This is a genomic window from Nostoc sp. ATCC 53789, assembly GCF_009873495.1.
In the GTDB taxonomy this organism is placed as follows: domain Bacteria; phylum Cyanobacteriota; class Cyanobacteriia; order Cyanobacteriales; family Nostocaceae; genus Nostoc; species Nostoc muscorum_A.
In genome coordinates this window covers 4,380,051-4,392,480 of record NZ_CP046703.1, presented here as the reverse complement: position 1 = coordinate 4,392,480, position 12,430 = coordinate 4,380,051, and the positions used below count along the sequence as shown (strand labels likewise).

The following is a 12,430-nucleotide window of genomic DNA, read 5'->3' as shown; positions in this document are numbered from 1 at the left end:
CCGAATTAACCGAACTTACCAGCAGTAGAAGCAATCAAGAACGCGGCGTAAGTCACGATGTAGCCAACAGTGAAGTGAGCTAGACCAACTACACGAGCTTGAACAATAGACAGAGCAACGGGCTTGTCTTTCCAGCGAACTAGGTTAGCCAGAGGAGTGCGTTCGTGTGCCCAGACAAGGGTTTCAATCAACTCTTGCCAGTAACCTCTCCAGGAGATTAAGAACATGAAGCCAGTAGCCCAAACTAGGTGTCCAAATAGGAACATCCAAGCCCAGACAGACAGGTTATTCACGCCGTAAGGGTTATAACCGTTAATCAACTGAGCAGAGTTAGCCCAGAGGTAATCGCGGAACCAGCCCATGAGGTATGTAGAGTTCTCATTGAACTGAGCTACGTTGCCTTGCCAAACACCGAGATGTTTCCAATGCCAGTAGAAGGTCAACCAACCAATGGTGTTGAGCATCCAGAATGTAGCGAGGTAGAAGGAATCCCATGCTGAGATATCGCAAGTACCGCCACGACCGGGGCCGTCGCAAGGGAAGGCATAGCCGAAGTCCTTTTTATCGGGCATCAGCTTAGAACCACGGGCATCCAAAGCACCTTTGACCAAGATCAAGGTGGTGGTGTGCAGACCTAGAGCGATCGCATGGTGAACCAAGAAGTCGCCAGGGCCAATTGTCAAGAACAGGGAGTTAGTACCAGCATTAATGGCATCTAACCAACCTGGCAACCAAACGTTAGCGTAGTTAGGCCATGCTGTGTAAGCAATACTATCTGGGTTAGATAGCAAAGTATCTAAACCGTACAGTACTTTACCGTTCGCAGCTTGGACGAATTGAGCAAATACTGGCTCAATCAAGATTTGCTTTTCAGGAGTACCGAAAGCAACTACTACGTCGTTGTGTACGTACAAACCAAGGGTGTGGAAGCCCAAGAAAAGGGATACCCAGCTAAGGTGGGAAATAATCGCTTCTTTGTGCTTCAATACGCGGTCAAGTACGTTGCCTTTATTTTGTTCTGGGTCGTAGTCACGTACCCAGAAGATTGCTCCGTGAGCAAAAGCACCAAGCATCAGGAATCCAGCAATATACTGGTGATGCGTATACAACGCTGCCTGGGTTGTGTAGTCCTTCGCAATAAATGCGTAGGAAGGCATGGAGTACATGTGCTGCGCTACCAGGGAAGTAACAACACCTAGCGCTGCTAAGTGCCAACCCAATTGGAAGTGCAGGGAGTTGTTGTAGGTGTCGTAGATACCTTGGTGAGGTAGGTTGAACGGGCCTTCAACAGGAATGCCGAAGAAACTCTTGGCATTTAATGCTTCTTTGAGACTGTGACCAATCCCAAAGTTTGTCCGGTACATGTGACCAGCAACAATGAATAAAACTGCGATCGCTAAGTGGTGATGAGCTATGTCAGTCAGCCACAAAGCTTCTGTCTGGGGATGGAAACCACCCAAGAAACTCAGAATTGCAGTTCCTGCACCTTGTGATGTCCCGAAGATATGTCCAGGGGTGTCAGGGTTTTGAGAGTAAACACCCCAGTTGCCTGTAAAGAATGGTGTCAAACCAGCTGGGTGGGGTGGGGTATTCAGGAAGTTATCCCAACCTACGTGCTGACCGCGAGCTTCGGGGACAGCAACGTGAATTAAGTGACCAGCCCAAGCCAATGAACTAACACCAAACAAACCTGCTAAGTGGTGGTTTAGGCGATGTTCAGCGCTCTTAAACCATGCCAAGCTAGGACGGTACTTGGGTTGCAAGTGCAGCCAACCAGCAAACAGTAATACAGCAGCGAATAATAGCAAGAACACTGAACCGTTGTACAGTTCGCCGTTATTCCGCATACCGATGGTATACCACCAATGGTAGAGACCAGAGTAGGTAATGTTTACCGGATTGCTAGCGCCCGCTTGGGTAAAAGCTTCGATCGCTGGTTTACCAAAGTGGGGGTCCCAAATCGCATGGGCGATGGGACGGATGTGAAGGGGATCTTTAATCCACTGTTCAAAGTTACCTTGCCAGGCCACGTGGAACAGGAGGCTGGATGCCCACAGGAAGATGATTGCCAAGTGACCGAAGTGAGTTGCGAAAATCTTTTGGTAAAGATTTTCTTCCGTCATGCCATCATGGGTTTCAAAATCGTTGCCTGTAGCGATCGCATACCATATCCGACGAGTCGTCGGGTCCTGTGCGAGATCCTGGCTAAATTTCGGAAATTTTGTCGCCATAGGTTTAATAAATCCTCTGACCTTTAGCCATCAAATATCAGCGTCTAGAGTCCTGAGTTCTGAGTCCTGAGTTCTGAGTTTTGACTCAGCACTCAGTACTCAGCACTCAATAACTGATTGCTACCCTACTGAAAGGATGTGTGCATGGAAGAATGCCCAAGTTGTGGCAATTCCTCCCAAGAGGTAGTGAGCTACCCCTACAGCCCGACCCTGAATAATACTCAGAGCACGAGGCTGAATTGCTGGTGCTACCTTCAGTTTGTTATGCGCCCAAACAATGGACTCAATCAGTTCTTGCCAGTAGCCGCGACCACTGAACAGGAACATCAAGCTGAATGCCCAGACAAAGTGAGCGCCTAAGAAGAGTAGACCATAGGCAGATAGCGCGCTGCCATAGGAATTGATGACTTGTGTAGCTTGTGCCCACAAGAAGTCCCGTAACCAACCGTTGATGGTAATAGCACTTTGGGCAAAGTTGCCACCAGTGATGTGAGTCACAGTACCATCTGCATCTACGGTTCCCCAAACATCTGATTGCATCTTCCAACTGAAGTGGAAAATTACAATAGACAGGGAGTTGTACATCCAGAATAGTCCGAGGAATACGTGATCCCAACCAGACACTTGGCAAGTACCGCCACGACCAGGCCCGTCGCAGGGGAAGCGGAAGCCCAGGTTTGCTTTGTCTGGAATCAGACGAGAGCTACGGGCATACAGCACACCTTTGAGCAGAATTAGGACGGTGACGTGAATGGTGAAAGCGTGAATGTGGTGAATTAGGAAGTCGGCTGTGCCCAAAGCAATGGGTGCAGCTGCCACTTTACCGCCAACAGCCAAAATACCGCCGCCAAAGACATAGCTAACTGGTTCTAGGGCATTAGGTGCAGTTGTACCAGGAGCCAAGGCGTGGATATTTTGTATCCACTGGGCAAATACTGGCTGCAATTGAATCCCTGTATCAGAGAACAAGTCTTGAGGACGACCCAATGCACGCATTGTGTCGTTGTGGATGTAAAGTCCAAAGCTATGGAAGCCTAAGAAAATACATACCCAGTTCAGGTGAGAAATAATCGCATCACGGTGACGAATTACCCGATCCAATACGTTGTTTTGATTCACAACTGGATCGTAATCCCGCACCATGAAGATCGCAGCGTGAGCTGCTCCACCAACAATCAAGAAGCCACCGATCCAAATATGGTGAGTGAATATGCACAACTGTGTAGCGTAATCAGTTGCCAAATATGGATAGGGGGGCATCGCGTACATGTGATGCGCGATGATGATGGTCAGCGAACCCAAGAAGGCCAGGTTAGTAGCCAACTGAGCGTGCCAAGATGTGGTCAGGTTTTCGTAGAGACCTTTGTGACCTTCACCAGTGAAAGGACCTTTGTGGTTTTCTAGGATCTCTTTAATGCTGTGACCAATACCCCAGTTGGTACGGTATTGATGACCAGCAACGATAAAGAGAACTGCGATCGCTAAGTGGTGATGAGCGATGTCAGTCATCCACAAGCCGCCTGTTACTGGGTTCAGACCGCCCTTGAAGGTTAGGAAGTCAGCATACTGACCCCAGTTCAAGGTGAAGAAAGGTGCTAAACCAGCAGCAAAGCTGGGATACAACTCGGTCAACAAGTCTTTGTTCAAGATGAACTCGTGGGGCAAGGGGATGTCTTTGAGAGCAACACCTGCATCCAAAAGCTTGTTGGTCGGTGCGGACACGTGGATTAAGTGACCTGCCCATCCCAAGGAACCACAACCTAGCAATACTTGCAAGTGGTGATTCAGCATCGACTCCACATTCTGGAACCATTCCAGTTTGGGAGCGCGTTTGTGGTAGTGGAACCAGCCGGCAAATAAGAATAAGCCTGCTAATACCAAGCCACCGATCGCAGTTACATAAAGCTGGAAGGAGTTTGTAATCCCCCAACCACGCCATACTTGGAACAAACCGGAGGTGATTTGAATACCGTGGAAACCACCGCCAACATCACCGTTTAAAATGTCTTGTCCAACAATGGGCCAAACGACTTGAGCGCTAGGCTTAACGTTCAACGGGTCACTTAGCCAAGCTTCGTAGTTAGAAAACTTCGCGCCGTGGAAAATCATCCCGCTCAACCAAACCATCACTACGGCTAGGTGGCCGAAGTGGGCTGAGAATATCTTGCGGGATATGTCTTCTAAATCGCTTGTATGTGTATCAAAATCATGGGCGAGTGCGTGCAGGTTCCAAATCCATGTGGTGGTTTTGGGACCTCTGGCTAAGGATCTGTCAAAGTGTCCAGGTTGCGCCCATCTCTCGAATGAGGTTGGAACTGGATCGTTATCGACGATTACTCTTGCCTTCTTTTCCTCTCGCTCCGGAGGACTTATTGTCATTTGACCTCCTCTCTTGATAAGGAATGAGGAATCATGAATACCACAAAGTGAACCATTACCGCATACTCAGAATTTTACTGAAGCCGCGATGAAGACCCTATGTGGAGAGTTGTTTCTCGTTGAATTATAGAGTCTTCACCTGCACTTTGTTGGAGATATTTTAACAATAATTCAAACTTGGTGGAAAATTGCTGAAATTACCGTCTTATCTGCCTTTTAACTTCAAACTATTTGTCTAAAAGTCAATAGATTAACCATTTTAATTTACAAAGAATAACAATTCGTAAGTTTTATGATTTTGCTGTATACACTCGAATTCCAGCTTTTACTGCTATTACTCATGAACATTTGTGTCATATTTCCATTGTTGTAAGTAAAAAGCTGTAAAAAGTATGACTTGTTTTAAAATTTACTGAAATAGACATAGGAGAACTTAGGGAATGTGAGGTAGATTTCACCTTTTGGGCTATAGTGCCAGATGGACAGTTTGAGCGAAAATAATCTGTCAATTGTCGAAGACTATCACTGGGTGCAACGCATGAACTCGTGGCAGAAAAGGGTGTTAGAGAAGCTCCTTCCTAAGAAGTTCCCGATTCTCAGATGGATAATGACATTGGTGCTGGTATTAAGCTTGACCAGTTGCGGTGAGAAAGCCGATAGCCGGGAAGTATCTACTGGTTATAGAGAAAACCCTCCACAGATTTCTCAAATTTCAAAGCAATTTTCGGAAGTTTCCCCACCATCTGTTATCCAAGCACTGCGTCCAAGTTTGGAAGTTTATCAGCCACAAGTCGCAATTCTGACTCCAAGGCCTGATGAAGTTTTCCAAGCTAATAAAGTTACAGCCAGTTTTCAGGTTAAGGATCTACCAATATTTAAAGACCAACAATTACAACTGGGGCCACATCTCCACGTAATTCTGGATAATCAACCTTATATTCCTGTTTACGACCTGAATCAACCCTTGGTTTTGCCAGAGTTGTCCCCAGGTACTCATACCCTGCGTGTCTTTGCCTCTCGTCCTTGGCATGAAAGCTTTAAGAATGAAGGTGCTTATGCTCAGACAACATTTCATGTTTTTACCAAAACAGACGACAACAACCCAGATGCCAAATTACCTCTGCTAACTTACAGCCGTCCCCAAAGTAGCTACGGGGCAGAGCCAATCTTACTAGACTTTTATCTCACTAACGCTCCCCTGCACCTCGTTGACAAGGAAAACACTAACGAAGGATTTAGTGATTGGCGCATCCGCGTCACAATTAATGGTGAAAGCTTTGTTTTCGATCGCTGGCAGGCAGTTTATCTTAAAGGCTTCCAAACTGGTAAAAACTGGATAAAGCTAGAATTTCTCGATAATCAGGGAAATCCTCTCAAAAATGTCTTCAATACCACAGTGCGAGTCATTGACTTCCAGCCAAAGGGTAAAGATACTTTGTCGAAAATTGTGAGGGGAGAACTCACAGCAGATGAGGTACGTGGCATTGTAGACCCGAATTATAAACTTACACCTACGCCTTCTGTTGAAAAAACACCTCAAATCCAACCGAAGCTAGAAAAGCAGCCTCTTCCTGAAACTGAAGCTCCGAAAGAATCTAAAACACAGCCAGAAGAACCAAAATTGGAAGTTCCAACGGTTGTACCATCTCCTACCTTATCCCCGACACCATCAGAAGCACAGCCAACGGTAACGCCGACTCCAGAATCAACGCCGCTACCTGAAAAAGTTGCGCCCCAGCCAACTAAACCTAAAGTTGACGGATTTTTTAACCGTCGGGCGGGTAAGACACCTACTCCAGAAGTAACAGTTGAGCCATCTCCTAGTTTGCCACCTGCATTGCCAGAGATTATTGAGTCTCCAGCACCAGAAATAATTACGCCAACACCAGAACCACAGCCAGAGGTAACACCAACTCCTGAATCAACACCGTCAGAAAAAGTTGTGCCTCAGCCAACAAAATCTAGATTTAGCGGATATTTTAAGCGCCGAACGAGCAAGACACCTACTCCAGAAGTAACAGTTGCGCCATCTCCTAATTTGCCACCTGCACTGCCAGAGATTATTGAGTCTCCTGTAGCAGAACCACAGCCAGAGGTAATACCAACCCCTGAATCAACGCCGTTACCTAAAATAAGCGCTCCCGAAGCAGAAAAACCGGAATCAAGCAAAGACACTCAACTGTAAATCTTGCGCTAAAGCCTCAACAAATGCGATCGCACCTACAGGATTTCCTATATCATCCAACCCAGGACTGTAGCAAGCGATCGCTCCCTCACCTGGGACTATTGCGGCAAGTCCACCACCAATCCCTGATTTCATCGGTACACCAATCCTCACTGCAAAATCGGCAGAAGCTTCATAAAGTCCACAAGTTAACATCACAGCATTGACAATCCGGCGATTCTGTGATTTCACTAACCCACTTTCACAAGCTAGAAGTTTTCCTAACAGAGCTAAATCTTCAACTCGCCCAGAAATACAACATATTTGCTCATAAGTGTCAAGTGCTATTTCAAGATTTTCTAAATAACCTGTTTCGCTAAGATAGTTTGCGATCGCTTCATTGGCTGTTGAACGGGTTAATCGCACTGAAGCCAGCATTACTTCATCTAAACTGAGTTGGCAACCTGCTAATTGGTTAAGCCATTGGCAAAATAAGAGAGTGCGTTGGGTAGCATCCTTTCCTGGTAACTTATCAGCAAGGGTGATTGCCCCACTATTAATCATCGGGTTACGGGGGCGGCCGCGATCGCTAACTAATTGTTCTAAAGAATTGAAGGGTGCATCCGATGGTTCAACTCCAACCCAGCCAAAAACTGTTTCTGCACCAAAATGTTCCAGCAGATAAAGTAAAGAGAATGTCTTAATAACGCTCATTAGCGGGAACACACAACCTGTATCCCCAAAGCTGATATTTTTCCCCGATTCACAGCAGACGTGAACTGCAAACCAACCAGGATCGGCTAAAGCTAATTGCGGAATGCGATCGATAACTCGTCCCTGTTTAGCCTGAATTTTAGCTTGTTCTATCCAAGCTGATAACTCCGTAGTAGTTAATTTTTCAAGTCCTTTCACAACAGATACACCCAGATTCAATTATTAATTACGAACTACGAATTACGAATTACGAACTACTATGCTTCCCCGTGTTAGAGCGCCAGAATTACCACAAAATTACTCTTGGCTGAATACCGACAAACCTTTGTCTCTTAAACAACTCAAGGGTAGAGTCATAATTTTAGATTTTTGGACATACTGCTGTATAAATTGTCTGCATATTCTGCCAAACCTGAAATATTTAGAACAGAAATATAAAGATAGCCTTACCATTATTGGTGTCCATTCTGCCAAATTTGACAATGAAAAAGAAACAGAAAATATTCGCCAAGCTATCCTGCGCTACGACGTTGAACACCCAGTTATAGTTGACAGCAATTTTCGACTTTGGGAAGAATATGCTGTACGTGCTTGGCCTACATTAATAATTATTGATCCAGAAGGTTACGTGATTGGTCAGATTTCTGGAGAAGGAAACCGTGACACTTTAGACGAATTAATTCAAAAGTTAATTCAGCAACACCAGGATAAAGGCACGATTAATTTTCAAGAACTTAGTTTGATATTAGAAAAACAGCGCCAGCCATTAATTACTCCCCTAGCTTTTCCTGGTAAAGTCTTAGCTACCCAAGCGGGTTTGTTCATCGCTGATTCTGGACATCATCGCCTGATTATGAGTAGCTTCGACGGCAAAATTCTGCATTTGATTGGTACTGGAAAATCTGGTTTAACGGATGGTGCTTTTAACGAAGCGCAGTTTTATGCACCACAGGGAATGGCTTATGATGCAGAAAATCAAATTCTTTATGTTGCTGATACAGAAAATCATACCCTGCGGCGAGTTGACTTGAAGCGTCAAGTTGTAAGTGCGATCGCAGGAACTGGTGAACAAAGCCGGAATATTCATCCTCATGGCGGTGTTGGTTTAGAAACTGCGCTGAATTCCCCTTGGGATTTAGTCAAGGTGGGAAATACCTTGTTTATTGCAATGGCTGGGCCACATCAAATCTGGGAAATGGATTTAGAAACTAGCATGATTAAAACTTATGCTGGTACTGGTGCAGAAGCTTGCGTTGATGGTTCACTTACCGAATCTGCCTTTGCTCAACCCAGTGGTATTAGCACCGATGGAAAAGAATTATATATCGCTGACAGTGAAGTTAGTTCAATTCGTGGTGTTGGAATCGTAGAACCGTATCAAGTGCGAACCGTTTGCGGTAGTGGGGGTTTATTTGGTTTTGGTGACGTTGATGGACAAGGTGAAGATGTCCGTTTACAACACTGTTTAGGAGTGGAATTTGCTCAGAATTTTATATGGGTAGCAGATACCTACAATCACAAAATTAAATTAGTTAGTCCTAGTGGTAATTGTCAAACAATTTTGGGAGATGGTATTGCTGGTTTACAAGATGGACAAGGTAAGAATACTCGTTTTTTTGAACCTTCGGGATTGACTGCTAGTGGTTCATATCTATATATTGCTGATACTAATAACCACTCTATTCGTCGCGTAGATTTGAATACCTTTGAGGTGACAACGCTGAATTTTACTACTTTGTGTGCGCCAGATGTTTGTATTCCTCTGAATTTATAAGATGATAACCCCATGCAAAAGTGCGAATAGTCAAAAGACTTTGCGCCTAGGTATGATACTTCCAGTAAGAATTTTTTAGAAAAAGCGCGTAATATTTGTCCTAGTTTCCTATTCAGTATTTCTACTAGAGTTGCACCAAAAAATTTACATTATAATCTGATGCTGAGTATAAACTAAAAAGCAACTACTACGAATCTGAATTGACAGCATAAGCATGATATGAAAAATAAGTTTATTCTTTTAGAGTGTGAAGATGATGTCATTTCTTTGGAGAAAGATACTTTTAAAGTCAGTAAACTAAGAGAGTTAGTTATACGAGAAATTGTGAGTAAATGGCGGCAGGAAATTTGCACATATAAAACTAAAATTAATAATGATTTAATTGGTAGTTTGTTTGGCAGTATCTCTGCCAGAGATGAGTTCATACCCTTTAGTGAAATTAAACTAAATGCTGTCAAAGATTGTCAGGTTCTTAAAATCGATGGGAAAGGTTGGCAGAAAGGCAAATTAGAAATTCTGGTATTTATATATCCTAATAGCCATCAACCAAATAATGTATGTTTTGAATTTTATCCAGATGAACCTATTAAGATAGAATAACATCAATACAAGCAACATGAATACTATCCTCCATATAACCAAAAGCCAACAATGGGAAGATGCGAAAATACTCGGTAGCTATCACGCTGATTCGTTAGACAGTGAAGGTTTTATACATTGTTCAAAATCAACGCAAATACTCAAAGTTGCAAAGAGATTTTTTAATTATCAAAAAGAATTAGTACTACTTTTTATTGATTCTGAGAAAGTGCAAGCTGAAATTCGTTATGAAGAGGCTGAAATCGGCGAATTATTTCCTCACATTTATGGTGAGTTAAATATTGATGCTGTGTATCGGGTGGTTGATTTTGAAGCTAGGAAAGATGGTTTGTTTAAGTTGCCGCAAGAAGTTATAGATTTAAAAGAATAACGAACCGCTAAGGACGCAAAGGGCGCAAAGAAGGAAGATGAAAAATCAAAGGTTTGAGGTGTGGAGTAAAAATGAAATCATTATTTAACAACTAACATCCTATGGTTACTCTTCAACTAAAACAAATTCGAGTTCCAGCAGGGCAAAGAATAATCCTGGAAGATGTAAGTTGGCAAGTATTTGAAGCAATTCTCAACGAGTTAGGAGAGCATCGTGCCAGTAGAGTAGCATACAGCCAAGGAACACTAGAAATTATGGCTCCATTACCAGAACATGAGCGAACGAAGGTAATTATCGGAGACTTAGTAAAAGCCTTGCTAGATGAACTCAATCTGAATTGGGAATCTTTAGGTTCAACCACCTTTAAGCGAAAAGATACAAGTGTAGGTATTGAACCTGATGATTGTTTTTATATTCAAAACTATCAGCTAATGATTGGCAAGGATAAGATCGACTTAACAGTTGATCCTCCTCCTGATTTAGCGATTGAAATTGATGTCACCTCTAAAACCCAAATTAGTGCATATCAGGCGTTAAAAGTACCTGAAATTTGGCGATATGAAAGTAAAAATTTAGAAATTAACTTATTACAAGGTGAACAATATATAAAGTCTCTCACAAGCGCCATATTTCCTGCTTTTCCTGTCAATGAAATAATTCCTCGGTTTGTGGAAATGGCACGAACCACAGGAACAAGTTTAGCACTTAGGGACTTCCAAGAAATAAATTATCCAAATAAACGAACCACAGAGACACAGAGAACACAGAGAGAAGAGAAATAGAGAGGGTTCTTTCGTCAGTTTTGGGACATTTTTTTATTTGGAAGTCCCTTAGATCATTTCGACAATGGTTAAGAGAACAAATACAAGACAGCTAGGGTGAATAGAATTTACCCCTATACAGACAAAATTTAAGTCCAAATTAAGGTTTTAAAACCCACCTCTGTCGGTTTTGCTTGTGTAGACTAAGTTTCTAACCACCCAAATAAAGAGATTCCGCGCTTTACTTAAAGAACGGGGAATTAATAATCCAGAGCAATTGTGACCGAATTTAATTTACAAATCCAAGAAAATAGCGATGGCTGCGCCAACGCCAAGGGCGAACGCTTGTCTTCTTATATAGAGGATGCAGCACCTAGCTTACTTCCCTCCAGTAATACGATACACTGCACCGACACTAAAGGCGATCGCATTGACCGTTTCCTTTCGCAAGAATTACCAGATTTATCCCGTTCGCGCATCCAGCAGTTAATCGAACAGGGTAATGTCCAACTTAATGATAAAGTTTGCACTTCTAAGAAAATCAATGTCAAGCTAGGCGATCGCATCACTCTGGAAATACCAGAAGCACAACCCCTAGAATTGCTAGCAGAAGATATCCCTTTAGATATCCTCTACGAAGATGACCAATTACTTATTCTCAACAAACCCGCAGGCTTAGTTGTCCACCCCGCACCCGGTCATCCAGATGGCACACTGGTAAATGCTTTGTTGGCTCACTGTCCTAATTTACCAGGAATTGGCGGAGTCCAACGTCCGGGAATCGTCCATCGATTGGATAAGGATACTACGGGAGCGATCGCGATCGCAAAAACAGAAGTTGCCCATCATCACCTACAAGCTCAACTCAAAGCTAAAACCGCACGCAGAGAATACTTGGGCGTGGTTTACGGTGCGCCAAAAGTTGAGAGTGGCACAATTGACTTACCCATTGGTCGCCATCCACAAGACCGCAAAAAAATGGCTATTATGCCTATTGAACAAGGCGGACGATCTGCCGTCACTCATTGGCAAGTACTAGAACGCCTCGGTAATTTCACTTTAATCCGCTTCCAATTAGAAACAGGACGCACCCATCAAATACGTGTCCATAGCGCCAAAATGGGTAATCCCATTGTCGGCGACCCAGTTTATAGTTCTGGTCATTCAGTGGGCGTAAATTTGTCCGGTCAAGCACTACACGCTTGGCGGCTAAGATTACAGCATCCCCTATCCGGCGAGATGATTGAGGTGACAGCTACCCCTCCCACCCAATTTACAAAACTTTTGGAGATGCTAAAAAGACGAACTACACTTTAGCTCATCTCAGGCATACAAATCACTGTATTTTACAGACATAGGGCATTAAAAAAAACCATTCCCAATGCCCATTCCCAATTCCCAATTCCCATTAACAACTAGCGTGCATCAGACATGGGA

At 43.7% G+C, this 12,430-nt stretch carries 9 protein-coding genes; 6 read left to right on the top strand and 3 right to left on the bottom strand.

Annotated features, from left to right (window positions below; all coding sequences use genetic code 11):
- Window positions 1-5 precede the first annotated feature (5 nt).
- Window positions 6-2,231 (bottom strand): photosystem I core protein PsaB, encoded by a 2,226-nt coding sequence (gene psaB, locus GJB62_RS17995; protein ID WP_114081190.1) that lies wholly within the window; start codon window positions 2,229-2,231, stop codon window positions 6-8.
- A gap of 120 nt (window positions 2,232-2,351) precedes the next feature.
- On the bottom strand, window positions 2,352-4,610 hold the full coding sequence (psaA, locus tag GJB62_RS17990; protein WP_114081191.1) for a photosystem I core protein PsaA: 2,259 nt from the start codon (window positions 4,608-4,610) through the stop codon (window positions 2,352-2,354).
- 538 nt (window positions 4,611-5,148) lie between these two features.
- Between psaA and GJB62_RS17985 the strand changes: the two genes are divergently transcribed.
- Window positions 5,149-6,795, top strand: a complete 1,647-nt coding sequence (locus tag GJB62_RS17985; RefSeq protein WP_114081245.1) for a hypothetical protein — start codon at window positions 5,149-5,151, stop codon at window positions 6,793-6,795.
- Here the strand turns inward: GJB62_RS17985 and GJB62_RS17980 are convergent.
- On the bottom strand, window positions 6,772-7,686 hold the full coding sequence (locus GJB62_RS17980; protein WP_114081192.1) for a glutaminase: 915 nt from the start codon (window positions 7,684-7,686) through the stop codon (window positions 6,772-6,774). The genes GJB62_RS17985 and GJB62_RS17980 overlap by 24 nt on opposite strands.
- Window positions 7,687-7,747: 61 nt before the next feature.
- Here GJB62_RS17980 and GJB62_RS17975 point away from each other — a divergent pair, with 61 nt between their 5' ends.
- From GJB62_RS17975 to GJB62_RS17955, 5 genes are all read left to right on the top strand, one after another.
- A complete protein-coding gene (locus tag GJB62_RS17975) occupies window positions 7,748-9,262 on the top strand; it encodes a thioredoxin-like domain-containing protein (RefSeq protein WP_114081193.1) in 1,515 nt (504 codons plus the stop codon).
- A gap of 219 nt (window positions 9,263-9,481) precedes the next feature.
- Window positions 9,482-9,862 (top strand): KGK domain-containing protein, encoded by a 381-nt coding sequence (locus GJB62_RS17970; protein WP_114081194.1) that lies wholly within the window; start codon window positions 9,482-9,484, stop codon window positions 9,860-9,862.
- A 16-nt stretch (window positions 9,863-9,878) separates the two neighbouring features.
- Window positions 9,879-10,232 carry a DUF952 domain-containing protein gene (locus tag GJB62_RS17965; protein ID WP_114081195.1) on the top strand — a complete coding sequence of 118 codons (354 nt, stop codon included), beginning with the start codon at window positions 9,879-9,881 and terminating at the stop codon, window positions 10,230-10,232.
- A gap of 101 nt (window positions 10,233-10,333) precedes the next feature.
- Window positions 10,334-11,014, top strand: coding sequence for a Uma2 family endonuclease (locus tag GJB62_RS17960; protein WP_114081196.1), 681 nt, complete (start codon window positions 10,334-10,336; stop codon window positions 11,012-11,014).
- Between the two features lie 378 nt (window positions 11,015-11,392).
- A complete protein-coding gene (locus GJB62_RS17955; RefSeq protein ID WP_114081246.1) occupies window positions 11,393-12,310 on the top strand; it encodes an RluA family pseudouridine synthase in 918 nt (305 codons plus the stop codon).
- The last annotated feature ends 120 nt before the right edge of the window (window positions 12,311-12,430 follow it).

What these genes read in the sequence shown, in the direction of transcription:
- psaB (WP_114081190.1), bottom strand. Translation starts at nt 2,231, where the DNA reads ATGGCGACAAAATTTCCGAAATTTAGCCAGGATCTCGCACAGGACCCG.
- psaA (WP_114081191.1), bottom strand. Translation starts at nt 4,610, where the DNA reads ATGACAATAAGTCCTCCGGAGCGAGAGGAAAAGAAGGCAAGAGTAATC.
- GJB62_RS17985 (WP_114081245.1), top strand. Translation starts at nt 5,149, where the DNA reads ATGAACTCGTGGCAGAAAAGGGTGTTAGAGAAGCTCCTTCCTAAGAAG.
- GJB62_RS17975 (WP_114081193.1), top strand. Translation starts at nt 7,748, where the DNA reads ATGCTTCCCCGTGTTAGAGCGCCAGAATTACCACAAAATTACTCTTGG.
- GJB62_RS17970 (WP_114081194.1), top strand. Translation starts at nt 9,482, where the DNA reads ATGAAAAATAAGTTTATTCTTTTAGAGTGTGAAGATGATGTCATTTCT.
- GJB62_RS17965 (WP_114081195.1), top strand. Translation starts at nt 9,879, where the DNA reads ATGAATACTATCCTCCATATAACCAAAAGCCAACAATGGGAAGATGCG.
- GJB62_RS17960 (WP_114081196.1), top strand. Translation starts at nt 10,334, where the DNA reads ATGGTTACTCTTCAACTAAAACAAATTCGAGTTCCAGCAGGGCAAAGA.